The 24,298-nt window shown below is 73.8% G+C and carries 22 protein-coding genes and 1 pseudogene; 7 read left to right on the forward strand and 16 right to left on the reverse strand.

Going from position 1 to position 24,298, the window contains the following annotated elements; translation table 11 throughout:
• Positions 1-114 precede the first annotated feature (114 nt).
• The 5 genes from sucD (at position 115) to lpdA (ending at position 7,917) form a co-directional block, all read left to right on the forward strand.
• On the forward strand, positions 115-999 hold the full coding sequence (sucD, locus tag DT057_RS25150) for a succinate--CoA ligase subunit alpha (protein ID WP_128564839.1): 885 nt from the start codon (positions 115-117) through the stop codon (positions 997-999).
• A gap of 210 nt (positions 1,000-1,209) precedes the next feature.
• Positions 1,210-4,170 (forward strand): 2-oxoglutarate dehydrogenase E1 component, encoded by a 2,961-nt coding sequence (locus tag DT057_RS25155; RefSeq protein WP_128564840.1) that lies wholly within the window; start codon positions 1,210-1,212, stop codon positions 4,168-4,170.
• A gap of 86 nt (positions 4,171-4,256) precedes the next feature.
• Complete coding sequence (odhB, locus tag DT057_RS25160; protein ID WP_128564841.1) at positions 4,257-5,540, forward strand: 2-oxoglutarate dehydrogenase complex dihydrolipoyllysine-residue succinyltransferase; 1,284 nt, start codon at positions 4,257-4,259, stop codon at positions 5,538-5,540.
• A gap of 140 nt (positions 5,541-5,680) precedes the next feature.
• Positions 5,681-6,424, forward strand: coding sequence for an SDR family oxidoreductase (locus tag DT057_RS25165; protein WP_128564842.1), 744 nt, complete (start codon positions 5,681-5,683; stop codon positions 6,422-6,424).
• A 92-nt stretch (positions 6,425-6,516) separates the two neighbouring features.
• Positions 6,517-7,917, forward strand: a complete 1,401-nt coding sequence (gene lpdA / locus DT057_RS25170; RefSeq protein WP_128564843.1) for a dihydrolipoyl dehydrogenase — start codon at positions 6,517-6,519, stop codon at positions 7,915-7,917.
• 40 nt (positions 7,918-7,957) lie between these two features.
• Here the strand turns inward: lpdA and DT057_RS25175 are convergent, their stop codons facing one another.
• The 8 genes from DT057_RS25175 to DT057_RS25210 all read right to left on the reverse strand — a co-directional run bounded on the left by DT057_RS25175 (position 7,958) and on the right by DT057_RS25210 (position 17,066).
• Entirely contained in the window at positions 7,958-8,803 is an 846-nt protein-coding gene (locus DT057_RS25175; RefSeq protein ID WP_128564844.1) for a response regulator, read from the reverse strand.
• A 60-nt stretch (positions 8,804-8,863) separates the two neighbouring features.
• On the reverse strand, positions 8,864-9,829 hold the full coding sequence (locus DT057_RS25180) for a tyrosine recombinase XerC (protein WP_128564845.1): 966 nt from the start codon (positions 9,827-9,829) through the stop codon (positions 8,864-8,866).
• 77 nt (positions 9,830-9,906) lie between these two features.
• Positions 9,907-10,797, reverse strand: coding sequence for an aldose 1-epimerase family protein (locus DT057_RS25185; protein ID WP_128564846.1), 891 nt, complete (start codon positions 10,795-10,797; stop codon positions 9,907-9,909).
• A 171-nt stretch (positions 10,798-10,968) separates the two neighbouring features.
• Positions 10,969-12,897, reverse strand: coding sequence for an asparagine synthase (glutamine-hydrolyzing) (asnB, locus tag DT057_RS25190; RefSeq protein ID WP_128564847.1), 1,929 nt, complete (start codon positions 12,895-12,897; stop codon positions 10,969-10,971).
• A gap of 6 nt (positions 12,898-12,903) precedes the next feature.
• Entirely contained in the window at positions 12,904-14,706 is a 1,803-nt protein-coding gene (locus DT057_RS25195) for an ABC transporter ATP-binding protein (RefSeq protein WP_238312710.1), read from the reverse strand.
• A gap of 90 nt (positions 14,707-14,796) precedes the next feature.
• Positions 14,797-15,636: a formate/nitrite transporter family protein gene (locus DT057_RS25200; RefSeq protein WP_128564848.1), complete on the reverse strand. Its 840-nt coding sequence runs from the start codon at positions 15,634-15,636 to the stop codon at positions 14,797-14,799.
• Between the two features lie 154 nt (positions 15,637-15,790).
• Positions 15,791-16,297: a xanthine phosphoribosyltransferase gene (gene gpt / locus DT057_RS25205; RefSeq protein WP_128564849.1), complete on the reverse strand. Its 507-nt coding sequence runs from the start codon at positions 16,295-16,297 to the stop codon at positions 15,791-15,793.
• A 16-nt stretch (positions 16,298-16,313) separates the two neighbouring features.
• Positions 16,314-17,066 (reverse strand): competence/damage-inducible protein A, encoded by a 753-nt coding sequence (locus tag DT057_RS25210; RefSeq protein ID WP_128564850.1) that lies wholly within the window; start codon positions 17,064-17,066, stop codon positions 16,314-16,316.
• 236 nt (positions 17,067-17,302) lie between these two features.
• On the opposite strand from DT057_RS25210, the gene sfsA reads away from it, so the two are divergent.
• Complete coding sequence (sfsA, locus tag DT057_RS25215) at positions 17,303-18,013, forward strand: DNA/RNA nuclease SfsA (RefSeq protein WP_128564851.1); 711 nt, start codon at positions 17,303-17,305, stop codon at positions 18,011-18,013.
• On the opposite strand, the gene DT057_RS25220 is transcribed toward sfsA, so the two are convergent.
• Positions 17,947-18,867 (reverse strand): FkbM family methyltransferase, encoded by a 921-nt coding sequence (locus tag DT057_RS25220; RefSeq protein ID WP_128564852.1) that lies wholly within the window; start codon positions 18,865-18,867, stop codon positions 17,947-17,949. The genes sfsA and DT057_RS25220 overlap by 67 nt on opposite strands.
• A gap of 184 nt (positions 18,868-19,051) precedes the next feature.
• On the opposite strand from DT057_RS25220, the gene DT057_RS25225 reads away from it, so the two are divergent.
• On the forward strand, positions 19,052-19,816 hold the full coding sequence (locus DT057_RS25225; RefSeq protein ID WP_128564853.1) for an alpha/beta fold hydrolase: 765 nt from the start codon (positions 19,052-19,054) through the stop codon (positions 19,814-19,816).
• A gap of 43 nt (positions 19,817-19,859) precedes the next feature.
• On the opposite strand, the gene DT057_RS25230 is transcribed toward DT057_RS25225, so the two are convergent.
• From DT057_RS25230 to DT057_RS25260, 7 genes and pseudogenes are all read right to left on the reverse strand, one after another.
• Entirely contained in the window at positions 19,860-20,117 is a 258-nt protein-coding gene (locus DT057_RS25230) for a DUF6894 family protein (RefSeq protein ID WP_128564859.1), read from the reverse strand.
• Positions 20,118-20,380: 263 nt separating this feature from the next.
• Positions 20,381-20,866, reverse strand: coding sequence for a F0F1 ATP synthase subunit B family protein (locus DT057_RS25235; protein WP_203236372.1), 486 nt, complete (start codon positions 20,864-20,866; stop codon positions 20,381-20,383).
• A gap of 24 nt (positions 20,867-20,890) precedes the next feature.
• Entirely contained in the window at positions 20,891-21,454 is a 564-nt protein-coding gene (locus DT057_RS25240; protein ID WP_128564855.1) for a F0F1 ATP synthase subunit B family protein, read from the reverse strand.
• Positions 21,455-21,680: 226 nt separating this feature from the next.
• Positions 21,681-21,908 carry a F0F1 ATP synthase subunit C gene (locus tag DT057_RS25245; RefSeq protein WP_048430690.1) on the reverse strand — a complete coding sequence of 76 codons (228 nt, stop codon included), beginning with the start codon at positions 21,906-21,908 and terminating at the stop codon, positions 21,681-21,683.
• 96 nt (positions 21,909-22,004) lie between these two features.
• Positions 22,005-22,760 (reverse strand): F0F1 ATP synthase subunit A, encoded by a 756-nt coding sequence (locus DT057_RS25250; RefSeq protein WP_128564856.1) that lies wholly within the window; start codon positions 22,758-22,760, stop codon positions 22,005-22,007.
• Between the two features lie 90 nt (positions 22,761-22,850).
• The gene (locus DT057_RS25255) at positions 22,851-23,231 is read right to left on the reverse strand and encodes an AtpZ/AtpI family protein (RefSeq protein WP_128564857.1); all 381 of its coding nucleotides are present in this window, start codon (positions 23,229-23,231) and stop codon (positions 22,851-22,853) included.
• A 158-nt stretch (positions 23,232-23,389) separates the two neighbouring features.
• Positions 23,390-24,298, reverse strand: a pseudogene (locus DT057_RS25260) (chromosome segregation protein SMC); the annotation flags it as partial.

Raw genomic sequence — 24,298 nt, forward strand, 5'->3', positions numbered from 1 at the left:
GTCCCGGGCGCCGCCCGCCCGACGACCTCGATCACGACGCTGCGGGCGGCACCCCCCCCGCAGCGCGAACTGAAACCCAGGCGCATCGATCAGACAGCGACCGCAGGAGCCGGAATGTCCATCCTCATCGACAAGAACACCAGGGTCATCTGCCAGGGCTTCACCGGCAAGAACGGGACCTTCCACTCCGAGCAGGCGATCGCCTACGGGACCCGGATGGTGGGCGGCACCTCGCCCGGCAAGGGCGGCTCGACGCATCTCGGGCTGCCGGTGTTCGACACCGTCACGGAGGCGCGCGAGGCCACGGGCGCCGACGCCTCGGTGGTCTACGTGCCGCCGCCGGGCGCCGCCGACGCGATCTGCGAGGCGATCCAGGCCGAGATCCCGCTGATCGTCTGCATCACGGAGGGCATCCCGGTCCTCGACATGGTGCGGGTCAAGCGCGCCCTCGCGGGCTCGAAGTCGCGCCTGATCGGCCCGAACTGCCCCGGCATCGTCACGGCGGGCGAGTCGAAGATCGGCATCATGCCGGCCAACATCTTCAAGCCCGGCACCGTCGGCATCGTGTCGCGCTCCGGCACCCTGACCTACGAGGCGGTGTTCCAGACCACGAACGAGGGGCTCGGCCAGACGACGGCCGTCGGCATCGGCGGCGACCCCGTCAAGGGCACCGAGTTCATCGACATGCTGGCGATGTTCCTCGCCGACGACAGGACCGAGTCGATCGTGATGATCGGCGAGATCGGCGGCTCGGCCGAGGAGGAGGCCGCGCAGTTCATCGCCGACGAGGCGCGGCGCGGGCGCAAGAAGCCGATGGTGGGCTTCATCGCCGGCCGCACGGCGCCTCCCGGCCGCCGCATGGGGCATGCCGGCGCCATCATCTCGGGCGGCAAGGGCGGCGCCGAGGACAAGATCGCCGCCATGGAGGCGGCCGGCATCGCGGTCTCGCCCTCGCCGGCGCGCCTCGGCAAGACCCTGGTCGAGGTCCTGAAGCGCTGAGCCCTCGCCTGCGTCCCGCGCAGGGCTGATGCCGCGCGCGGGGCATGAGCCCCGTGCGGGACACCGCTCCCGATCCCATATGCGTTGACCTCAAGCCCCCCTCGGCGCCCGGCCCAGAGCCGGGCGCCCCAACCGTCGATGGTCCGCCCTCGTCCCGCCCCGACCGGGGGCCGGCGCCCCACCGATCCAGCCGCGGATAGACAGAACGCCATGGCACGCCAGGACGCGAACGAAGCCCTCCTCGGAACCTCGTTCCTCTACGGAGGCAACGCCGCCTACATCGAGGAGCTGTACGCGACCTACACCCGGGACCCGAACGCCGTGGACCCCGAGTGGCGCAGCTTCTTCTCCGGTCTGAAGGAGGAGAGCGCGGTCGTGGTCAAGAACGCGCAGGGCGCGTCCTGGACCAAGCCGAACTGGCCGGTGGCCGCCAACGGCGAGATCGTCTCGGCCCTCGACGGCAACTGGACGACCCTCGAGAAGGCGGTCGGCGAGAAGATCAAGACCCGCCAGGAGGCCAAGGGCGCGGCGGTCTCGCCCGCCGAGGTGCAGCAGGCGACGAAGGACTCGGTGCGCGCCATCATGCTGATCCGCGCCTACCGGATGCGCGGCCACCTGCACGCCAAGCTCGACCCCCTCGGCCTCCAGCCCCGCGGCGACCACGAGGAGCTGCACCCCCAGCATTACGGCTTCGCCGAATCCGACTGGGACCGGCCGATCTTCCTCGACAACGTGCTGGGGCTCGAGTTCGGCACCATCCGGGAGATCGTCGCGATCCTGGAGCGCACCTACTGCCAGACGCTCGGCGTCGAGTTCATGCACATCTCCGACCCCGAGGAGAAGGCCTGGATCCAGGAGCGCATCGAGGGCAAGGACAAGGAGATCTCGTTCACCGAGCAGGGCCGGCGGGCGATCCTCAACAAGATGATCGAGGCCGAGGGCTTCGAGAAGTTCCTCGACCTCAAGTACACCGGCACCAAGCGCTTCGGCCTCGACGGCTCGGAGGCGATGGTCCCGGCGCTCGAGCAGATCATCAAGCGCGGCGGCGCGCTCGGCGTGCAGGAGATCGTGCTCGGCATGGCCCATCGCGGCCGGCTGAACGTGCTCGCCAACGTGATGGCCAAGCCCCTGCGGGCGATCTTCCACGAGTTCAAGGGCGGCTCGTCCTCCCCCGCCGAGGTCGAGGGCTCGGGGGACGTGAAGTACCACCTCGGCGCCTCGAGCGACCGCGCCTTCGACGGCAACACCGTCCACCTCTCGCTCACCGCCAACCCCTCGCACCTCGAGATCGTCGACCCGGTGGTGCTCGGCAAGGTGCGGGCGAAGCAGGACCAGCACAACGACGCCGCCGACCAGCGCACCAGCGTGCTGCCGCTCCTCATCCACGGCGACGCCGCCTTCGCGGGGCAGGGCGTGGTGGCGGAGTGCCTCGGCCTGTCGGGCCTGAAGGGCCACCGCACCGGCGGCTCGATCCACTTCATCATCAACAACCAGATCGGCTTCACCACCGATCCGCGCTTCTCGCGCTCCTCGCCCTACCCGTCCGACGTCGCCAAGATGGTCGAGGCGCCGATCTTCCACTGCAACGGCGACGATCCCGAGGCCGTCACCTTCGCGGCCAAGATCGCCACCGAGTACCGGCAGAAGTTCCACAAGCCGGTCGTGATCGACATGCTGTGCTACCGCCGCTTCGGCCACAACGAGGGCGACGAGCCGGCGTTCACGCAGCCGCGGATGTACCAGATCATCCGCAAGCATCCCTCGACGCTGGAGACCTACGGCACCAAGCTGATCGAGGCCGGGGTGGTCAGCGCCAGGGAGCTCGACGACCGCAAGGCCGAGTTCCGCGGCACGCTCGAGAGCGAGTTCGACGTGGCCACGAGCTACAAGGCCAACAAGGCCGACTGGCTCGACGGCCGCTGGTCGGGCCTCAAGGCCGTGCGCGAGGACGAGGACGACCCCAGGCGCGGCCGCACCGGCGTGCCGGCCGAGACGCTGCGGGAGGTCGCCCACGCGATCACCACGGTGCCGCAGGACTTCCACCTCCACCGCACGATCCGGCGCTTCCTCGACAACCGCGCCAAGGCGATCGAGACCGGCGAGGGGCTCGACTGGGCCACGGCCGAGTCCCTCGCCTTCGGCTCGCTCCTCGTCGAGGGCCACCGGGTCCGCCTCTCCGGCCAGGACGTCGAGCGCGGCACCTTCTCGCAGCGCCACTCGGTGCTGATCGACCAGGAGAACGAGGCCCGCTACACGCCCCTCAACCACGTGCGGGAGGGCCAGTCGCGCTACGAGGTCATCAACTCGATGCTCTCGGAGGAGGCGGTGCTCGGCTTCGAGTACGGCTACTCCCTGGCCGAGCCGAACTCCCTCGTCTTGTGGGAGGCGCAGTTCGGCGACTTCGCCAACGGCGCGCAGGTCGTGGTCGACCAGTTCATCTCCAGCGGCGAGCGCAAGTGGCTGCGCATGTCGGGGCTGGTGCTGCTGCTGCCCCACGGCTACGAGGGCCAGGGCCCCGAGCATTCCTCCGCCCGCCTGGAGCGCTACCTCCAGATGTGCGCCGAGGACAACATGCAGGTCGCCAATTGCAGCACGCCCTCGAACTACTTCCACATCCTGCGCCGGCAGCTGAAGCGCGACTTCCGCAAGCCGCTGGTGCTGATGACCCCGAAGTCGCTGCTGCGCCACAAGCGGGCGGTGTCGTCGCTCAGCGACATCGCGGACGGCTCGACCTTCCACCGGGTGCTGTGGGACGACGCCGAGCGGGCGCAGGATGGGATCAAGCTCGCCAAGGACGACAAGATCCGCCGCGTCGTGCTCTGCTCGGGCAAGGTCTACTACGACCTGTTCGAGGAGCGCGAGAAGCGGGGCATCTCCGACGTCTACCTGATGCGCGTCGAGCAGCTCTACCCGTTCCCGCTCAAGTCGCTCGCCGGCGAGGTCTCGCGCTTCCGCAACGCCGACGTGGTCTGGTGCCAGGAGGAGCCCAAGAACATGGGCAGCTGGTCCTTCGTCGAGCCCTACCTCGAGTGGGTGCTCAACCAGGCCGGCACCGCCTCGAAGCGCCCGCGCTACGTCGGCCGGCCGGCCTCCGCGTCGACGGCGGTCGGCCAGATGTCGAAGCACATCGAGCAGCTCCAGGCCTTCCTCAACGAGGCCCTGGCGGTCTGACCCTCCCCTCGCCTCCGGCGTCCCGACCGCGGGACGCCGCCTCCCTGATCCGGGCATCCCCACCGCCCCAACCCTCGACGGAAGACATGGCCACCGAAATCCGCGTCCCGATGCTCGGCGAGTCCGTGAGCGAGGCCACCATCGGCCGCTGGTTCAAGAAGCCCGGCGACACCGTGAAGGCCGACGAGCCCCTGGTCGAGCTCGAGACCGACAAGGTCACGCTCGAGGTCAACGCCCCCGCCGCAGGCCAGCTCGGCGACATCGTGGCCAAGGACGGCGAGACCGTCGAGCCCGGGGCGCTCCTCGGCTCGATCGTCGAGGGCGGCGCCGCGGCCGGCAACGGCGCCCGGGCGCCCGCCAAGGAGGCCGCCAAGGAACCCGCCAGGGAGGCCCCGAGGGCCGCCGAGGCCCCGGCCAAGACCTCCTCGGCCTCCTACGGCAGCCACGGCGACGCGGCCCCGAAGGGCGCGGCCTCCCAGGACCACGGCCCCGCCGTGGCGCGCCTCGCGCAGGAGACCGGCGTCGATCCGGCGACGCTCCAGGGCACCGGCAAGGACGGCCGCGTCACCAAGGGCGACATGCTGGCGGCCTCCGCGTCCGCCCCGGCCCCGGCGGCCGCCCCCGCCGCCGCGCCCCAGCTCGCCCGGGCGCCCTCGGCCCCGACCGACGCCGCGCGCGAGGAGCGCGTGCGGATGACGAAGCTGCGCCAGACCATCGCCCGGCGCCTCAAGGACGCGCAGAACACCGCCGCCATGCTGACGACGTTCAACGACGTCGACATGGGCGCCGTGATGGCCCTGCGCCAGCAGTACAAGGACGTCTTCGAGAAGAAGCACGGCGCCAAGCTCGGCTTCATGGGCTTCTTCACCAGGGCGGTGATCGGCGCCCTGAAGGACGTGCCGGCGGTGAACGCCGAGATCGACGGGCAGGACCTCGTCTACAAGAACTACTACCACATCGGCATCGCGGTCGGGACCGACAAGGGCCTGGTGGTGCCGGTGGTGCGGGACGCCGACACGCTCTCGATCGCCGGGATCGAGAAGGCCATCACGGGCTTCGGCCGCAAGGCCCGCGACGGCAAGCTCTCGATCGAGGAGATGCAGGGCGGCACCTTCACGATCACCAACGGCGGCATCTACGGCTCGCTGATGTCGACCCCGATCCTCAACGCCCCGCAATCGGGCATCCTCGGCATGCACCGCATCGAGGAGCGGCCGGTGGTGCGCAACGGCAAGATCGAGGCGCGGCCGATGATGTACCTCGCCCTCTCGTACGACCACCGCATCGTCGACGGGAAGGAGGCCGTGACCTTCCTGGTGCGGGTCAAGGAGGCCCTCGAGGATCCGGCGCGCCTCGTGCTGGACCTCTGACAGAACGCCCGCGGCGGCCCGCGGGAGCGGCGCGCGGGCCCGACCCCCGGGGGGAGGCGGGCGCCGCCTCTCCCCGGGCCGCCGCGGTCCGACGAGGCATGAGATCCGAACCGGCGGCAGGCGCCAGGGAGCATCGCGTCATGGACAAGGTCCTGGTGGTCACCGGCGGCAGCCGCGGCATCGGTCGGGCGGTCTGCCTTCGCGCCGCGCGCCTCGGCTGGCGGGTCTGCTTCTCCTACGTCGCCGCCAAGGACGCCGCCGACGCCCTCTCGGGGGAGATCGCGGCGGCCGGCGGCACGGCCCTCGCGGTGCGCAGCGACGTCGCGGTCGAGGCCGACATCGCGGACCTCTTCCGGCAGGCCGACGGCCTCGGCCCCCTCGGCGGCCTCGTCAACAACGCGGGCGTGGTCGACCAGGCGGCCCGGGTCGACGCCATGAGCGCGGCCCGGCTCACCCGGATGCTGACCACCAACGTCGTCGGCTCCTTCCTGTGCGCCGGCGAGGCGGTGCGGCGGATGTCGACCCGCCACGGGGGCGCGGGCGGCGTCATCGTCAACCTGTCGTCGGTGGCCTCGCGCATCGGCGCGCCCGGCCAGTACGTCGACTACGCCGCCTCGAAGGGCGCCATCGACACCTTCACGACCGGCCTCGCCCTCGAGGTCGCGGGCGAGGGCATCCGGGTCAACGCCGTCGCGCCCGGCCTGATCGACACCGACATCCACGCCAGCGGCGGCCAGCCCGACCGGATGGCCCGCCTCGGCCCGACCGTGCCGACGGGGCGCGCCGGCACCGCCGAGGAGGTCGCCGCGGCGGTGATCTGGCTCCTCTCGGACGAATCCTCCTACTCCACCGGCACCATCGTCACGGTGTCGGGCGGGCGCTAGCCGCGGCCGCGGCAACGCTCCTGATCCCCCGCAATCCGCGTACGGCGGCCCCTCGGCGCCGACCCGTCCCCAACCTCGTGAGTCCCGACCTGATGTCCTACGATCTCGTCGTCATCGGCACCGGCCCCGGCGGCTACGTCTGCGCCCTGCGCGCCGCCCAGCTCGGCCTGAAGACCGCCGTTGTCGAGAAGCGCCCGGCCCATGGCGGCACCTGCCTCAACGTCGGCTGCATCCCCTCGAAGGCCCTGCTGCACGCCTCGGAGGCGTTCGAGGAGGCGACCCGGCACTTCCCCGACCTCGGCATCACGGTGGGCGAGCCGCAGCTCGACCTCGCCCGGATGATGGCCTTCAAGCAGGAGGGCGTCGACGGCAACACCAAGGGCGTGGCCTTCCTGCTGAAGAAGAACGGCATCGAGACCTTCCAGGGCACCGGGCGCCTGGCCGGGGCCGGCCGGGTCGAGGTGACCTCGGACGACGGCGGCAACCGGATGCTGGAGACCCGGAACGTCGTGATCGCGACGGGCTCGGACGTCGCCAACCTCCCGGGGGTGACGATCGACGAGGAGGTCGTCGTCTCCTCGACGGGCGCCCTCGAGCTCGCCCGGGTGCCGGGCAAGCTCCTGATCATCGGCGCGGGCGTGATCGGGCTCGAGCTCGGCTCGGTCTGGCGCCGACTCGGCGCCGAGGTGACGGTGGTCGAGTACCTCGACCGCATCCTGCCGGGCATGGACGGGGAGGTGGGCAAGCAGTTCCAGCGCATCCTCCAGAAGCAGGGGATCGCCTTCAGGCTCTCCTCGAAGGTCACGGGCGTCGCGCGCACGGAGGCGGGCGCCACCGTCACGGTGGAGCCGGCGGCCGGCGGCGAGGCCGAGACGCTCGAGGCGGACGTCGTGCTGGTGGCGATCGGCCGGGTGCCCTACACGGCCGGGCTCGGGCTCGAGAAGGTCGGCGTCGACGTCGACAACAAGGGCCGGATCGAGACCGACGACCGCTACGCCACCAACGTCACGGGCATCTACGCCATCGGCGACGTCATCGCCGGCCCGATGCTGGCCCACAAGGCCGAGGACGAGGGCGTCGCGGTGGCGGAGATCCTGGCCGGCAAGGCCGGCCACGTGAATTACGGCGTGATCCCGAACGTGGTCTACACCACGCCGGAGGTCGCCTCCGTGGGCAAGTCCGAGGAGGAGCTGAGGAAGGACGGCATCGCCTACAACGTCGGCAGGTTCCCGTTCACCGCCAACGGCCGGGCCAAGGTCAACCACACCACCGACGGCTTCGTGAAGGTGCTGGCCGACGCCGCCACCGACCGGGTCCTCGGCGTCCACATCGTCGGGCCGGACGCCGGCAACCTCATCATGGAGGTCGCGGTGGCGATGGAGTTCGGCGCCTCGTCGGAGGATATCGGCCGCACCTGCCACGCCCACCCGACCCTGACCGAGGCCGTCAAGGAGGCCGCCCTGGCGGTCGAGAAGCGCGCCCTGCACATCTGAGGGAGCCCGCACCCCGCTGACGCCGGCGCCGGCGGGGCCGTCAGGCGTGGGCCGCGCGCGGCCCGGCCTGGGCCGGCGGCGCGTCCGTGATGGCGTTGAGCAGGTAGGGCCGGCGCAGGCCCAGCACGTGGTAGAGCACCCGGTCGACGTCCCGGGCGAAGAAGGGCTTGCGCAGCACGTAGTCGATGCCGAAGTGGCGCGAGGCCTGGGCCATCGTGGCCGCGTCCCCGCCGGTCATCAGCACGAGGGGGGTCTCCGGCGCGATCTCGCGGATCTGGCAGGCGAGCTCCAGGCCGCCGCCGCCGCGCAGGCCGAGGTCGATCACCGCGAGGTCGCATGCCGCCAGCCGGATCAGCTTCAGGGCGTGGGGGGCGCTGTCGGTCTCCTCGACCAGGAGCCGGAAGCCGCTGCGCGCCAGGATGCGGCGCACCACCGCCCGGCTCTGCTCGGCGCCGTCGACCAGCAGCAGGCGGGTCGGCTGGCGCCGCCGCGCGTCGGCGTGCAGCAGGCCCGCGATGTGCTCCTCGTCGAGGGGCGTGCGCAGGAACTCGAAGGCGTCGAGGTGCTGCGAGACCTCGGTCCAGCGCTGGAACACCTGCGCGGCGATGAGCACCAGGCAGGGTACCCCGACGCCCCGGGCCTTGGCCCGCGCCATCGCCTCCGCGCCGGTGGCGTCCTCGAATTGCAGCCCCACGAAGGCGAGGGCGGGCCGGTGGGCGAGGCACGCCTCGTAGGTCTCCCGGCAGGTCGCGGCCTGGACCACCTTCAGGGCCGGATCGTGCGTGCGGATCAGGGCCGCCAGGCGGGAGCGCAGGTCGGGGTCGCGGTCTGCGACGAGGGCCACGGTCGTGGTGCCGTCCCGTGCCTCGGAGTCGCTGACCCGCATGGTGTGACCGCCTGTTCAAGTCTGAGCGTCAAGGGCTAACTGTTAAAGCTTAGCGTTGGATTACGAGGCCCGGGCCCGGGGATGGGCGGCGGCGAACGCGCTGAGAAGCCGGGCGGCGTCGACCTTGGTGTAGAGCTGCGTGGTGGCGAGCGAGGCGTGGCCCAGGAGCTCCTGGATCGCCCGCAGGTCGCCCTGGCGGGCGAGCAGGTGCGTGGCGAAGGAGTGCCGCAGCGCGTGCGGCGTCGCGCTCTCGGGCAGCCCCAGCGCGCCGCGCAGGGAGGCGACCGCGAGCTGCACGATCCGCGGCGAGAGCGTGCCGCCGCGGGCCCCGACGAAGAGCGGGCCCTCCGGCGCCAGGCCGTAGGGGCAGACGCGCAGGTACTCCGCCACGGCCGCCTGCACCGGCACGATCACCGGCACGCTCCGGGTCTTGGCGCCCTTGCCCAGCACCGTGACCACGTCGATGCCCTCGACCGGCGCGTCGCGGCGCCGGAGGCCGAGCGCCTCGGAGATGCGCAGGCCCGCCCCGTAGAGGAGCGCCAGCACGGCGGCGTCCCGCGCCAGCACCCAGGGCGGCCGGTCCTCGCCGGCCCGGATGTCGGAGCTCGTCATCGCCACCGCGGCGGCGATGGGCAGCGGCCGCGGCAGGCCCCGCTCGATCTTGGGCGAGCGGATCGCCGAGAGGGCCGCCACGGTGCCGTGGCCCTCCCGGTCGAGGTAGCGGGCGAAGGAGCGCAGGGCCGCGAGGGCCCGGGTCAGGCTGCGCCCGCACACGCCCTCCTGGCGCCGCGCCGCCATGAAGCCGCGCAGGTCCCGGGGCTTGAGGCGGATCAGGGCCGGGATGTCCGGGTTGGTCCCGGTGCGGGCGAGGTGGGCCAGGAACTGGCGCAGGTCGCGGCGGTAGGCCTCGACGGTGTTGGGGGAGAGGCGCCGCTCGCCCGCGAGGCCGGAGAGCCAGCCGGCCGCGGCGGCGCGGACGTCGGCGGCGCCGGGCAGGATGAGGTCGACGGGGCTTGGGGCGGGCATGGGACGGTCCGGCCGAGGGTGTCTCGCCCCGACCATTCAGCGGCCTGCCGGTTGACGCCCGGTTGACGCCGGCCGCCTCAGGGCGAGCCGATCCGGGATTCGAGGCTCAGGGTGACGGCGTGCCGCGCCTGCGCGCCCGGCGCGAGCCGGCGCTGGGCGTCGCGGGCGGCGAGCTCGCCCGCGAACCCGTCCCAGTCGGCGTGGCCGGTCCAGCACTCGAGGGACAGGAACGGCGCGGTCGGCCGGGTCCAGACCGCGAGGTGGGGGAAATCCTCCGCCTCGAGCCGGATGGCGGCGCCGGAGGGGGCGGTGAAGCGCATCCAGCGGCTGCGGGCGTCGAGGAACACCAGGGCCTCGCTGAACAGGGCCGGGTCGAGGGGCAGCGTGTCGCCCGCGAGGGGCAGGGGCCGCTCCCGGCGCAGGAGCAGCCCGCCCGGGCCGACCTCCGGCACGGCCGGGCGCTCGGGGTGCTCGAAGCGCACGGCGTAGCCGCCCCCGGCCGCGCGGGTGCCGCCCGCGAAGGGCCACGGGAAGGCCGGGTGGAAGCCGAGCCCGTAGGGCAGGGGCGCGGGTCCCGGATTGGCGATCTCGCACGTGAAGGCGAGGCCGGCCTCCCGCGCCACCGCGGTGATGTCGAGCCGGAACGCGAACGGGTAGGCGGCCCGGGATCCGGGCGTGTCGGCGAGGCGCAGCGTGACCCGGTCCTCGGCCTGCGCGATGACCGTGAAGCGGCTGTCGCGGGCAAAGCCGTGCTGCGGCATCGGGTAGGCGCGGCCGTCGACCGTGACGGCCCCGCCCGCCGAGGCGCCCACCACCGGGAAGAGCCAGGGCGCGTGCCGGTTCCAGTGCGCGGGGTCGCCGGACCAGAGGTACTCCGCGCCGCCGACCTGCCAGGAGACCGGCTCGGCCCCCGCGAGGGCGATGCGGGCGGTGGTGTGCCGGTGGCGGATCTCGACGGTGTCGCTCATGCGGGGGTCCCTCGCGCAGGCCCGGACGGGGTTGAGCCCCCCTTCTCCCCCCGGACGCCCGCCGAGACAACGGCCCGGGCCCGGCCTCGTCCGCAGCCGTGCCCCCCGCGACCGGGCCGGCCCCGGCCGCGAGGTCGTGTCCGCAGGCGCCCGCCGGGCGAGCATCCGGGGCTAGCCGGCGAGCCCCCAGCGGCGGCGCCAGGCCTCGAACATCAGGATCGGCCACAGGCCGACGGCGTGGTTGCGGCTGCCGGCGAGGTGCGCCTCCAGCATGGCCCGCGCCCGCGGCCCGTCGATCAGGCCCCCGAAGGCGTCGGCCGGCAGCACGAGGTCGCGGGCGAACGGGCGCAGGGGGCCGCGCAGCCAGCGGGCGAGGGGCGGTGCGAAGCCCTGCTTGGGGCGCTCCCACAGGGCCCGCGGCACCCGGCGGGCCAGCAGGGTGCGCAAGGGAAGCTTGCCGCTTCCCCCGCGGGCGAGGCGCGCCGCCGGCAGGCGCCACGCGAACGCCACCACGTCGCGGTCGAGGAGCGGCACCCGCGCCTCGAGGCCCACCGCCATGCTGGCCCGGTCGACCTTGGCCAGGATGTCGTCCGGCAGGTAGGCGGCGCAGTCGAGGGCGCGCATCCGGTCGAGACGGGTCGGGGCCTCGGGGACCGAATCCATCGGGCTCGGCAGGCCGGGCACGCCGCGGGCGAGGGCCTGGGCGTCCGGGTTCAGGGTCAGGAGCCGGCGGTAGAGCCCGAAGCCGTCGAGGGGCAGGACCGCGGCGGCCTTGCGCAGGCGGTCGGCGGGCTCGGCACCCGCCAGGCGCGCCGGCAGCGTGGCGGCGAGGAGCGCGAGCCCCCGATCCGGCAGGGCCGCGACGGCGCCCGAGGCGGCCCGGCGGAGCGCCAGCGGGACCGGCTCGACCCGGCTCGAAAAGCTTTCCGCGAGGAAGTAACGCTCGTAGCCGGCAAACAGCTCGTCGCCGCCGTCGCCGGAGAGCGCCACAGTGAGGCCGTCCCGGCGGGCGGCGGCGCAGACGAGGTGGGTCGGCAGGAGGGAGGGATCGCCGAGGGGCTCGTCGGACAGATCGGCGAGGTCCGCCACCCGGGCGAGCGCCTCCGCCTCGCCGACCGCGACCGTGGTGTGGCGGGTGCCGAGGTGGCGCGCGATGCGCTCCGCGTGGCCGCCCTCGTCGAGGCGGGGATCCTCCCCGAAGGCGACCGCGAAGGTGCGGGGCGCCGGCCCTCCCGCGCCGACCATCAGGCTGGCGACGAGGGAGGAGTCGATGCCGCCGGACAGGAAGGCGCCGAGGGGCACGTCGCTCGTCATCTGCCGCCGCACCGCCCCCGTGAGGAGGGGCTCGAGGGCGTCGGCCGCGGCCTCGTCGTCGCCCCGGAACGGGTCCGCCTCCCCGGCCCGCCGCACGGCGTCGAGGCTGAAATAGGCCTCCTCCCGCGCCGCCTCGCCGGGGCGCCAGGACAGGAGCGTGCCGGGCGCGAGCTTGCGCACGCCGGCGAGCAGCGTGCCGGGGGCCGGCACGTAGCCGTGGCGCAGGAGGCTCGACAAAGCGGCCGGGTCGATGCGCCGCGCGAGGCCCGGATGCGCCAGGAGGGCGCGCAGCTCCGAGCCGAACAGGAGCCGGCGCCCCGCGACCGCGTAGAGGAGCGGCTTCACGCCCATGCGGTCGCGGGCGAGCCAGAGCCGGCCCTCGGCCCGGTCGAAGGCCGCGAAGGCGAAGATCCCCTCGACGCGCGCGAGGGCGTCCGCGACGCCGTGGCGGGCGATCAGCTCCACCAGGACCTCGGTGTCCGAGGTGCCCGCGAAGACGTGGCCGCCGGCCGCCAGCGCCGGCGCGTGCGCGGCGGCGTCGTAGAGCTCGCCGTTGTAGGTCACGACCCAGCGGCCGTCCCGCGACGCCATGGGCTGGGCGCCCCGCTCGCTGAGGTCGATGATGGCGAGCCGCCGGTGGCCGAGGGCGATCCCGGCGCCCGCCTCGCACCACACCCCGCGCCCGTCCGGGCCGCGGCGCGCGAGGGCGTCGGTCATCCGGGCAGCGGCCTGCGCCAGGGCGTCGGCGCCGGCGCTCGGGTCGACGAGGCCCGCGATGCCGCACATCGCCGCCTACGCCGCCGCGCCGATGCGCGGCGCCACCTCGGCGAGGCTGCCAGAGGCGACGAGGCGGCCGCCCTCCAGGACGTGGACGGCGTCGGCGCAGGCCAGGCTGGTGAGGCGGTGGGCGATCATCAGGATGGTGCGGGTCCCGGACAGGCGCGCGATGGCGGCCATCACGGCGGCCTCCGTCTCGTGGTCGAGGGCGCTCGTGGCCTCGTCGAACACGATCACGTCGGGATCGTGGTAGAGCGCCCGGGCAATGCCGAGGCGCTGGCGCTGGCCGCCGCTGATGCGTCCGCCGCGCTCGCCGACCCGGGCGCCGTAGCCCCCCGGCCAGGCCAGGATCGCGTCGTGGATCTCGGCGGTCCGGGCGGCGCGCTCGACCGCCGCGTGGTCGACCGCGTCCGCCGGGACGCCGAGGGCGATGTTGGCCGTCACGGTGTCGTCGATGAGGAAGACCTCCTGGGGGACGTAGCCGACGCGGTTCTGCCAGGCCGGCAGCGTTCCGGCCTCGAGGGGCACGCCGTCGACCGTGATCCGGCCGGACGCGGGCCGCATGAGGCCGAGGACGAGGCCGATCAGGGTCGACTTGCCGGAGCCCGTGCGGCCGATGAAGCCCACGGTCGCGTTCGCCGGGATCGCGAGGTCGATGCCCCGCAGGGTCGGCGCCTCCGGCCCGTACGCGAAGCTGACGGCCTCGAGGCGGATCTCGCGCCGGAACGGGAGGCGCTCGGCCGTGCGGGGTGCGCTCCCGGGCCCGGGCAGCCCCCCGGGCCCGGACAGCCCCTCGACCACGATCCGGGCCGCCGACAGGTTGTAGCGCAGGGTCGACAGGCTGAGGAAGATGTTCTGGAAGGCCGGCAGCAGCCGGTAGCCCGCGAAGGCGAACAGGCCGAGCAGCGGCAGCATGCCGGCGGTGTCGTCGCCGCGGTTGAGGGCGTAGAGCACCACCGCCACGACGCCCCCGAAGGCCAGGGCCTCGACGGCGAAGCGCGGCACCTGCCCGATCAGCAGGCTCGCGGCGTTGGCCCGGGCCAGGGCCTCGGCGGGAGCGTCGTAGGCCGCCGAGAAGCTGCCGACCCGGCCGTAGAGGGTGAGCTCGGTGAGGGCCCCGAAGCACTCGCTCACCACCCGGAAGCGCCGCTCGTTGTCGCGGCTCGCGGCGGCGCCGAGGACGGCGAGGCGGCGGCGCATCGCCGCGTAGAGCGCGACGTAGAGGCTGCCGAAGCCGGCGCCGAGGATCAGGGCGAGCCGCGGCTCGTAGGCGACGAGGAAGCTCACGATGGCGAGGGCCGCGAGCACGCGGGCGACGAGCACCGTCGCCGGCGTCAGGACCCCGGCGACGAGCCGGTCGGTCTCCGCCAGCACGTTCTTGGCGAGCGCGGCGCTGTGGACCTCCGCCAGGGCCAGGCGGCCGCCCGCGAGGTAGCGGGCGAGCAGGCGCCGCGACAGCCGGTAGCCGATGAGGTGCGTGGTGCGCAGCTGCGCGTAGGTGACGGCCGCGTTCGTGGCGCTGGTGACCAGGATGGCGCCGAGGGCCGCGCACCCGGTCAGGATCAGGAAGCCGCGGGCATCCGCGGGGGCGACCCAGTCCCGCAGGGCCGCCAGCACCGGCACCCGCGCGATCGCGGTCGGGTCGCCCACCAGGGTCAGGAACGGCACCACGGAGGCGACGCCCACGACCTCGAGGGCCGCCGCCACGACGAGGCCGAGGGCGGTCAGCGCCAGCCGGCGCCGGTCCCGCTTCTCCAGGAGCCGGATCAGCGGCCACGCGGGACCGCCGGCGCGGGGAAGGGGAGGGCGGGTCTGCACCCGACCGCCATAGAGGCGCGCCGCCGCGATGTCCAACGCGAGGACGCCCGCGGGGGGAGGGCCGGCGCGGGCGGCCCGCGCTCCCGCCCCTCACTCCATGTCGGGCGCGACCTGGCCCCAGTTCAGCACCGCCACCAGGGTCACGCCGCCGAAGACGTTGCCGCTGAGCGTCGGCAGGAAGAACCGCACGACGTAGTCGCTCCAGGACGCCTCGCCGAGGAAGACCAGGTAGGCGGTGTCGACCGAGCCCGCGACGACGTGCGTGAACTCGCAGACCGCGATGATGTAGGTGAGGATCATGATCACGAACGGCCGCGCCCCGCCGGACGAGGGCAGGAGCCAGACCATCAGGGCGAGCAGCCAGCCGGCGAAGATCGCCTTCAGGAACGTGACCGGGACCGGGTGCGCGATGGCGTGCCGGCTCACCGCGACGAAGCTCGCCTTCACGCCGTCCTCGAACACCTCGGCGTGGGCGAGCGCGAAGGCGACCAGCACCGTCCCGGCGAGGTTGGCGGCGAGCACGAGGGACCAGAGCCGCAGCAGGCGGCCGAGCACCGCCGGGGTGCGGTCGTGCAGCAGCGGCAGGACGGGCGTCAGGGTGGTCTCGGTGAAGAGCTGCTGGCGGCCCATCACGGCGATCAGGAAGCCGATCGTGTAGCCCCAGCCGCTCACCAGCGAGCGCCAGGGCGCGTCGGGGAGCCGGGCCTGGAGCACGCCCGTGACGATGAGCGAGAACCCCATCGACAGCCCCGCGGCGAGGCCCGAGAGCAGCAGCGCCGAGGCCGTGCGGGCGAGGTCCTCGACGCCCTCGTGGCGGATGACCTCGTGGATGACGACGGCGCTCGGCCAGCGCTCGTCCTCGACCTCCTGGGCCACCTCCTCCTCGCGGCGGGAGCCCTTCTCGCGCGCGTCGCGGGCGTGCTCGGTCATGGGGAGGCTCGGGGCGGCGTTGATCCCGACTGCTAAGCCCCGTCGGGAGCGGGAGTTCCGCCGCCGTCCCCGGATTCCCGGCGCCGGAGCGCCCCCGGGCCTCGTCGCGACGCGCGCCCTCGCGCCGGGCCCGCGCCGACGCCGGCGAGGCGGCCTAGCCCGAGGTGCCGGGCTGGATCGGGGCCTGGTAGGTGAGGCCCATGTCCCAGGGGAAGTAGATCCAGGTGTCCTGGCTCACCTCGGTCACGAAGGTGTCGATGAGCGGCCGGCCGGCGGGCTTGGCGTAGACGGTGGCGAAGTGCGCGTCCGGCAGCATGGCGCGCACCACCTGGGCGGTCTTGCCGGTGTCGGTGAGGTCGTCGAGCACCAGGACGCCGCGGCCGCGGCCGTCGCCGATGGCCCGGATGCTCGGGGCCACGTCCTTGAGCACCTGGAGGGCGCCCTGCTCCTGGTAATCGTGGTAGCTCGCCACGCACACGGTCTCGACCAGGCGGATGCCGAGCTCGCGCGCCACCACGGCGGCCGGGACCAGCCCGCCCCGGGTGATGCAGACGATGGCCTCGAAGGGACCGGCGCCGGCCAGCCGCCAGGCGAGGGCCCGGGCATCGCGGTGGAACTGGTCCCAGGAGACCGGAAAGGCCTTGTCGCCCGGTGCCGCCATGGTGAGCGCCTCCCCTTCAGCCCCGGGCCGCGTGCAGGCGGGCGACCAGCGCCTCGACCGCGGCGCGGGCCGCCGCCACGGCCTCGCCGTCCCGGCCGCGCACCACGATCTGGTTGCGGAACCCCGCCGGGGTCATGGACGGGTAGGAGCCGATCGAGACGCCCGGATGCGCCTTGGCGACGAGCGCCAGGTCCGAGGCGTAGCCGCCCTCGGGCAGGTTGCCGGCCTCGATGGTCTCGGCCGTCACCCGCGCGCCGGTCCGCAGCCGGGGCGCCACGGCGTCCAGCATCGACTGCATGATCGCCGGCACGCCCGCCATCACGATCACGTTCTCGATCATGAAGCCGGGCGCCTTCGAGACCGCGTTCTCGATCAGCTCGGCCCCGAAGGGGATCCGGGCCATGCGCAGGCGGGCCTCGTTCAGGTCGGCCTCCTTGATGCGCTCGAGCAGCATCGCCCGGGCGCGGGGGTCGACGTCGATGCCGACGCCGAGCGCCTGCGCCACGCAGTCGGCCGTGATGTCGTCGTGGGTCGGCCCGATCCCGCCGGTGGTGAACAGGTAGGTGTAGCGCGCCCGCAGCGCGTTGACGGCCGCGACGATCTCCTCGGCCACGTCGGGCACCACCCGGACCTCGCGCAGGTCGATCCCGGAACTGGTCAGGTACTCGGCGATGTAGCCGATGTTCTTGTCCTTGGTCCGACCCGACAGGATCTCGTCGCCGATGACCAGGATGGCGGCCGTGACCGGGGTGGAGCGGGCGTCGGGCATCGGGCATCCTTCGGGTGGGCGGGGCGCGCACGCCCCCGCTCTATCGCGGCGCCTGCCGAGTCTCAAGCGGCGGCGCGGGCGCCCGCCGAGGCTCAAGCGGCGGCGCGGGCGCCTGCCGAGTCTCAAGCGGCGGCGCGGGCGCCCGCCGAGTCTCACGCGGCGGCCCGCGCGGGCGTGGTCCCCGGGCGCGCCGCCTGCTAAGCGCGGCGGATGCCCCTCTCCGCCCCGATTCCCCCGTGCGCTTCCCGGGCCCGCTGACCGCGGGGCGGCTCCTGCGCCGCTACAAGCGCTTCCTCGCCGACGTCGCGCTCCCCGACGGCCGCGTGGTCACGGCCCACTGCGCCAATCCGGGGGCGATGCTCGGGCTCCTCGGCGAGGGCAGCCGGGTGCTCGTCTCCGCCTCCACCAACCCGGCCCGCAAGCTCGCCTGGTCCTGGGAGCTGGTCGAGGCCGACCTGCCGGGCGGGCCGCAATGGGTCGGGATCGACACCGCCCGCCCGAACGCCCTCGTGGCCGAGGCGTTCCGCGCCGGCCGCCTCGCGCCCCTGGCGGCCGCCACCTCCTGGCGCGCGGAGGTCGCCTACGGCCGGGCGAGCCGGGTCGACTTCCTGGCGGGCGACGCCGACGGGCCGATCCACGTCGAGGTGAAGAACTGCCACCTGATGCGCCGGCCCGGGCTCGCCGAGTTCCCCGACTGCGTCGCCGCCCGCAGCGCCCGCCACATGGACGAGCTCGCCGCGGTCGTGCGGGGCGGCGGCCGCGCCCTGGTGATCTGGGTGGTGCAGATGCGGGCCGCGCGCTTCGCGGTCGCGGGCGACCTCGATCCCGCCTTCGCGGCGGCCTTCCGGCGGGCGCGGGCGGCCGGGGTCGCGGCCCGCGCCTACGCCTGCCGGGTCACGCCCGAGGAGGTGACGCTCGCCGGGGAGATCCCGGTGGAGGCCGGGTAGGCGGCCTCGCCGTCCCGCTCGAAGATCAGGTTCAGCCGCGTCTTGGCGATGCGGCGGTAGCCGTGGCGGGCGAGCAGCGCGGCGAGGTCGGTCTGCCAGAGGTCGGTGCCGTCCTCGACGATGAGGAGGCCGGGATGCAGCGCGGGCGGGGCCTGGCGCAGGAACGGCTCCAGGACCAGGTCCTCCGCGCCCTCGACGTCGAGCTTGACCGCGTCGATGCGGGAGAAGCCCTCGCCGCGCACGAGGTCGAGCAGCGTCACGGCGGGCACCCGGATCGCCGCGCCCTCGTTGGTGCCCACCACCTTGAGGCTCGACTCGCCCCGGTTGCGGGGATCGACGAACAGCGTCAGGTCGCCCGCCTTGTCGGCCACCGCGCAGGCCACGGCCTTGATGGTGCCGAACGGGTTCTGGGCGATGTTGAAGGCGAGCCGGTCGAACACGTCGGGCTGCGGCTCGACCGCCAGGATGCGGGCGCCCCGCCCCGCGAGCGCCGCCGCGAACAGCGCGTAGGCGCCGACATTCGCCCCGATGTCGAGGAAGACGCAGTCCGGCCGCAACCGGTCCGCCAGGAGCCGGCGCTCGAGCGGATCGAAGAATTGCGGGGTGAACAGCACCTTCTTCTCGCAGTTGTTGTTGTAGGGGTGCAGGCGCATGCGGGCGCCGTAGCGCTCGACGTCGAGCGGGCGCCCGCGCAGGAGCTGGATCGCGAAGCGGCGCAGCAGGAGGGCGAGGCGGCGGGCGCTCCAATCCTCGTCGGGAAGGCGCTCGGTGCGCGCCACGATCCAGCGCACGAGGCCGGCGGGGGCGTAGGTCCCGAAGGGCTGGGTCCCGAGGGACTGGGGGCTCTGGGTCATGGCACCGGTTCATGATACCCGATTGCCGCAGGATCGTGGCCGGCGGCGGGGTCGGGCGTGCCGCCTCATGCCACCCCGGCCGGCATCCCGCAACGGCCCGGACCGGCGCGAAGGCCGTCGCAATTCCCCGCTCGGCCGCCTAAGGGAGAGGCCGCGAGAGAGCCTTCCGGAGCCCCGTAGCGCGATGCAGACCTTCGATTCCGACGGCGTCACGATCGCCTACATCGACGCCGCGCCCGCCCGCGGGCCGGGCGATCCCGTCCTGCTGATCCACGGCTTCGCGTCGAACCACGCCGTGAACTGGGTCAACACGTTCTGGGTCCGCACGCTGACCGAGGCCGGCTACCGCGTCGTCGCGCTCGACAACCGCGGCCACGGCCGGAGCGGCAAGCTCTACGATCCGGAGGCCTACGCCTCCGACCTGATGGCCGAGGACGCGCGCCGGCTGCTCGACCATCTCGGCCTGCCGCGGGCCGACGTCATGGGCTACTCGATGGGCGCCCGGATCACCGCCTACCTCGCCCTCCTCCACCCGGACCGGGTGCGCGCGGCGCTCCTCGGCGGCCTCGGCATCCACCTCGTCGAGGGAAGGGGCCTGCCGGCCGGCATCCCGGAGGCCATGGAGGCGCAGGGCAGCGCCGCGGTCGCCGACCCGGTCGCCCGCTCGTTCCGGATCTTCGCCGAGCAGACCCGCAGCGACCTGCGGGCGCTCGCCGCCTGCATGCGGGGCTCGCGCCAGACCCTGTCGCGCGCCGAGGTGGCGCAGATCGACGTCCCGACCCTCGTCTCCGTCGGCACGACCGACACCGTCGCGGGCTCCGGCCCGGCCCTCGCCGCCCTGATCCCGAACGCGCGCGCCCTCGACATCCCGAACCGCGACCACAACCTCGCGGTCGGGGACAAGATCCACAAGAAGGGCGTGCTGGACTTCCTGGCCGCGCGCCCCTGAGGCGGCGCGGGCCCGCCCGGGGGGGGTGCGCCCGTCCGCGCCCTCAGTTCATGCGCGCGCGCCGGCGGCCCGCCTTCGCCCGCACGGCCGCCAGCGGGAGCCTGAGCACCCGGCGCCTGTGCTGGTCCTCGACCCGGAAGGCGCTGCGGGCCCAGTCGCAGGCGACCTCGCGGTCGGCGAGCAGGTCCGCGGCGAGCTTCGCCGCCATCTCGAGGGCGTCGGCCGGGCCCGTCAGGTCGATCCCTTCCGGATCCACGATCAGGCGGTCGCCCGACTGGAAGTGGAAATAGTAGAGCGTCATCGCAGGGCCGGGCATCCGCGTCGGTCCGGATCTATGCCACGACGAAGGATCGGACGCGATCGATTTATTCGCGAGTGAATCGGCGACGAGCCCGCAGGCCGGCGCGTCTGCGCGCGACTGACGGACCGATATGTCGGCTGCGCGGCGGCCCGCCGGGCAGGAACTCCCGGACCGGCCCCCGGGTCGGGACCGCCCGAAAACGCGAGAGCCGCCCGCAGGCGGCTCCCGATCGCGGCGGGATCCGGTCGCGCGGGCCGGCCGGTTCAGGCCCGCAGGCGGGTCCTGATCTCGCCGAGGCTGCGGCGGATGAGGTCCTGGGCGGCCTCGCCGCTGACCTTCTCGCGCAGGATGGTCTCGGAGACCCGCACGGCCGCCTCGGCGGCGGCGGCCCTGACCTCGGCGGTGGCCTGGGCCTCCGCCTGGGCGATCTTGGCCTCGGCCGCCCGGGTGCGGCGCTCCACGAACTCGTTCAGGCGGGCATGGCCCTCGGCGGCGGCGGCCTCCGCCTCCTCGCGGGCGCTCGCCACGATGGCGGCGGCCTCGCGCTCGGCCTCGGCCCGGCGGCGCTGGTAGTCGGCCAGCACCGCGGCGGCCTCCTCGCGCAGGCGGCGAGCCTCGTCGAGCTCCTTGCGCACGCGGTCGCCGCGCTTGTCGAGGCCGGCGACGATCTGGTGGAAGCCGCCCGCCCTCCAGACGATGCCGCAGAACACCACGAAGGCGACCGCGACCCAGAACTCCGCATCGAACAGCATGGGGGTTGATCCTCGCGGGGCCTAGTGGGCGGTCTGGGTGCGGTCGTAGGCGGTCTCGACGGCGGCCCGGTCGGGAGCCTGGCCGGTGAGGCGCTCGACGATCGCGGTCGCGGCGTCGGCCGCCACCTCGCGCACGCTGCCCATGGCGGTCGCGGTGCGGCTGCGGATCAGCGTCTCGGACTCGCCGATCTTGGCGGCGAGCTCGCCTTCCAGGGTCTTGCGGCGGGTGTCGGCCTCGGCGGCGAGCTGCGCGCGGGTGGCCTGGGCGATGCCCTTGGCCTTGTCCTGCGCCTCCTTGAGGGAGCGCTCGTAGCTGTCGCGGGCGGCATCGGCCTCGGACTTCATCCGGGAGGCCTCGTCGAGGTCGCCGGCGAGGCGGCCCTGGCGGTCGTGCAGGATGCCGGCGATCTGCGGCAGGGCGACCTTGGCCATCAGGTAGTAGAGCAGCCCGAAGGCGAGCGCGAGCCACAGGACCTGCGCCGCGAAGGTCGAGCTCTCGAAGGGCGGGAAGCCGCCGCCGTGCTCGGTGGCCGGCTCGTGGATCAGGCCCTCGTGCGGGGCCGCGGGGGGGTGTGGCTGCGCCATGGTGTCGTCCGGGTGTGGGGGAGACGAAGCGCTCCCGCCGGGCGCTCGGCCGGTCCGGCCGTCCAACCGCCGCGCACCGGGATGGGTGCGGCGGTCGCGGGTTCGTGCGGGCGCCTCGACGCGTGCGGGCGCACCGGCGCCCGAGTCGCGGCCGGTGCGCCGGGAGGATGCCGGGATCCGTCCCGCGGGGACCGACGCCCCGGGCGGGACGCCCGTCCCGACGGGATCAGACGGCGAACAGAAGCAGCAGCGCGACGAGCAGCGAGAAGATGCCGAGCGCTTCCGTCAGCGCGAAGCCGAGGAGGAGGTTGGCGCGCTGGCCGTCGGCCGCGGAGGGGTTGCGCAGGGCGCCGGCGAAGAACTGGCCGAACAGGTTGCCGAGGCCCATGGCGGCGCCCGCCATGCCGAGGCAGGCGAGGCCGGCGCCGATGTACTTCGCAGCAACGGGATCCATCAGAGTGCTCCTAAGGTCGTCTAGTCGTCTGGCGGGTGGGATCCGGCCGCGACACGGCGAACCGGGGTGGGAAGGGGCCTGCGCGGGGACCGGCGCTCAGTGGCCGGGGTGCAGCGCGTCGCTGAGGTAGATCGAGGTCAGCGTGGCGAAGACGTAGGCCTGCAGCACCGCGACCAGCATCTCCAGCGCCGTGACGGCGACCGAGAGCACCAGCGGCAGCGGCGAGAGGATGCCCCACACGCCGGCGGCGAGCAGCGCCGGCACGAAGCCCGCGAAGATCTTGAGCGCGATGTGGCCGGCCAGCATGTTGGCGAAGAGGCGCACCGACAGGCTGATCGGGCGCGAGATGAACGACACCACCTCGATCACCACGATGAGGGGCTTGAGCCAGCCCGGCACGCCGGGCGGCACGAACAGGCCGAGGAAGTGCGTGCCGTGCGCCATGAAGCCGTAGATCACCACGGTCAGGATCACCACCAGCGCCAGCATGAAGGTGACGATGATGTGGCTCGTCACCGCGAACGCGTACGGGATCATCCCGAACAGGTTCAGGAGCAGCACGAACATGAACAGCGAGAACACGAGCGGCACGAAGCGCTCGCTGCCGTGGCCGGCGGATTGGTGCACCGTCGAGGCGATGAACTCGTAGAACACCTCGGCGAGCGACTGCATCCGGCCCGGCACGACGGCACGGCGGCCGGTGGCCCAGATGGTCAGGAGCGCGATCAGCCCGACGGCGACGAACATGTACAGCGCCGACTGCGTGAAGGCGATCTCCTGGTGGCCGACATGCCCGAACGAAACCAGCGGCTTCAGCTCGAACTGGTGTATCGGATCCATCTTCACGGCCATGCCGGTCCCGCCCCTCGTGTGTCGCTGCCGCGGGCCGTGCCCCGCCGCCTGGTCGTCCGTGCTGGCGGATGCACGGCATCCACCGGATGATCAAGACCCTGTCGGGTCTTTCTTCGTGTCCGTGGCCGGAAAATATCCCGACACCCGCATCACGTTGTAGATCCCGGCCGCGAAACCGAGGACGAGCAGGACGATCAGGCCCCAGGGCTTGGTGCCCAGGAGTCGGTCGCAGCCCCAGCCAAGGAAGCCGCCCGCCAGCACGCCCGCCACGAACTCCGTCGAGAGCCGCATGGCGATGCCGAGGGACGAGGGCCCACCGGACGTCCCGGAACGCGAGGACGGATCGGGAGCGGCCGGGGGCCGCGTCCGGTCGATCTGCGTTTCGAGACGCTTGAGCCTCGCGGAGAGGTCGTCGTCGGGGGCGGGACCCTGCCCGGTGCCGCCTTCACCCCGTGGGTCTGTGCCGCCCATGGCGAAACCTCACGGTGACAAGGCGAAGAGATCCGGTCCGGATGCCCCCTTCGAGCGCGGCGCACCATAGTTTCGCCCACCTTGAGTGTCAAGGCACCCTGGTGTGGGCATAACCCATTGGTTTGACAGATGATTCGGCGCCTCGCGCGCGCCTCTCGTCAAACCGTCTCGGCCAGGCCCCCGGCGGTCGCGAGGTCGACCGAGACGAGCTGCGACACGCCGCGCTCGGCCATCGTCACCCCGAACAGGCGGTCCATCCGCGCCATGGTGATCGGGTTGTGGGTGATGACGATGAAGCGCGTGTCGGTGTCGCGCGCCATCGCGGCGAGGAGGTCGCAGTAGCGCTCGACGTTGGCGTCGTCGAGGGGCGCGTCGACCTCGTCCAGCACGCAGACCGGCGACGGGTTGGTGAGGAAGACCGCGAAGATCAGCGCCGTCGCGGTCAGCGCCTGCTCGCCGCCGGAGAGCAGCGTCATGGTCTGGGGCTTCTTGCCCGGGGGCCGCGCCAGGATCTCGAGGCCCGCCTCCAGGGGGTCGTCGGAATCGACGAGCGTCAGCGCGGCGGTTCCGCCGCCGAACAGGGTGGTGAACAGGCGCTCGAAATGCCCGTTCACCGCCGCGAAGGCGGCGAGCAGCCGCTCCCGGCCCTCGCGGTTGAGGCCCGCGATGGCGCCGCGCAGGCGCCGGATCGCCTCCACCAGGTCGTCGCGCTCGCGCCCGAGGTCGTCGCGGCGCCCCTCGGCCTCGCCGAGCTCGGCCTCGGCCCTCAGGTTCACGGCGCCCAGCCGCTCGCGGTCGGCCCTCAGGTTAGCGAGGCGCGGCTCGACGGCGCCCGCCTCCGGCAGGGGCTCCTCCGGCGCCGCCCCCGCGAGGGCGAACAGGCCCTCGGGCGTGGTCTCGAGCGTGTCCGCGACCGTGCGGGCGATCTCCTCGAGGCGCCGGACCCGGGCCTCGTGGGCGGCCGCCGCCGCCGCCCGGGCCTCCCGGGCCGCCGCGAGGGCCTCGAGCGCTCCCCGCGCCCGCACATCGGCCTGCGCCAGGGCGCGCTCGCCCGCGGCGAGGCGGTC

Source organism: Methylobacterium crusticola, from assembly GCF_003574465.1.
Taxonomy (GTDB): Bacteria; Pseudomonadota; Alphaproteobacteria; order Rhizobiales; family Beijerinckiaceae; genus Methylobacterium; species Methylobacterium crusticola.

What these genes read in the sequence shown, in the direction of transcription:
- sucD (WP_128564839.1), top strand. Translation starts at nt 115, where the DNA reads ATGTCCATCCTCATCGACAAGAACACCAGGGTCATCTGCCAGGGCTTC.
- DT057_RS25155 (WP_128564840.1), top strand. Translation starts at nt 1,210, where the DNA reads ATGGCACGCCAGGACGCGAACGAAGCCCTCCTCGGAACCTCGTTCCTC.
- odhB (WP_128564841.1), top strand. Translation starts at nt 4,257, where the DNA reads ATGGCCACCGAAATCCGCGTCCCGATGCTCGGCGAGTCCGTGAGCGAG.
- DT057_RS25165 (WP_128564842.1), top strand. Translation starts at nt 5,681, where the DNA reads ATGGACAAGGTCCTGGTGGTCACCGGCGGCAGCCGCGGCATCGGTCGG.
- lpdA (WP_128564843.1), top strand. Translation starts at nt 6,517, where the DNA reads ATGTCCTACGATCTCGTCGTCATCGGCACCGGCCCCGGCGGCTACGTC.
- DT057_RS25175 (WP_128564844.1), bottom strand. Translation starts at nt 8,803, where the DNA reads ATGCGGGTCAGCGACTCCGAGGCACGGGACGGCACCACGACCGTGGCC.
- DT057_RS25180 (WP_128564845.1), bottom strand. Translation starts at nt 9,829, where the DNA reads ATGCCCGCCCCAAGCCCCGTCGACCTCATCCTGCCCGGCGCCGCCGAC.
- DT057_RS25185 (WP_128564846.1), bottom strand. Translation starts at nt 10,797, where the DNA reads ATGAGCGACACCGTCGAGATCCGCCACCGGCACACCACCGCCCGCATC.
- asnB (WP_128564847.1), bottom strand. Translation starts at nt 12,897, where the DNA reads ATGTGCGGCATCGCGGGCCTCGTCGACCCGAGCGCCGGCGCCGACGCC.
- DT057_RS25200 (WP_128564848.1), bottom strand. Translation starts at nt 15,636, where the DNA reads ATGACCGAGCACGCCCGCGACGCGCGCGAGAAGGGCTCCCGCCGCGAG.
- gpt (WP_128564849.1), bottom strand. Translation starts at nt 16,297, where the DNA reads ATGGCGGCACCGGGCGACAAGGCCTTTCCGGTCTCCTGGGACCAGTTC.
- DT057_RS25210 (WP_128564850.1), bottom strand. Translation starts at nt 17,066, where the DNA reads ATGCCCGACGCCCGCTCCACCCCGGTCACGGCCGCCATCCTGGTCATC.
- DT057_RS25220 (WP_128564852.1), bottom strand. Translation starts at nt 18,867, where the DNA reads ATGACCCAGAGCCCCCAGTCCCTCGGGACCCAGCCCTTCGGGACCTAC.
- DT057_RS25225 (WP_128564853.1), top strand. Translation starts at nt 19,052, where the DNA reads ATGCAGACCTTCGATTCCGACGGCGTCACGATCGCCTACATCGACGCC.
- DT057_RS25230 (WP_128564859.1), bottom strand. Translation starts at nt 20,117, where the DNA reads ATGACGCTCTACTATTTCCACTTCCAGTCGGGCGACCGCCTGATCGTG.
- DT057_RS25240 (WP_128564855.1), bottom strand. Translation starts at nt 21,454, where the DNA reads ATGGCGCAGCCACACCCCCCCGCGGCCCCGCACGAGGGCCTGATCCAC.
- DT057_RS25245 (WP_048430690.1), bottom strand. Translation starts at nt 21,908, where the DNA reads ATGGATCCCGTTGCTGCGAAGTACATCGGCGCCGGCCTCGCCTGCCTC.
- DT057_RS25250 (WP_128564856.1), bottom strand. Translation starts at nt 22,760, where the DNA reads ATGGCCGTGAAGATGGATCCGATACACCAGTTCGAGCTGAAGCCGCTG.
- DT057_RS25255 (WP_128564857.1), bottom strand. Translation starts at nt 23,231, where the DNA reads ATGGGCGGCACAGACCCACGGGGTGAAGGCGGCACCGGGCAGGGTCCC.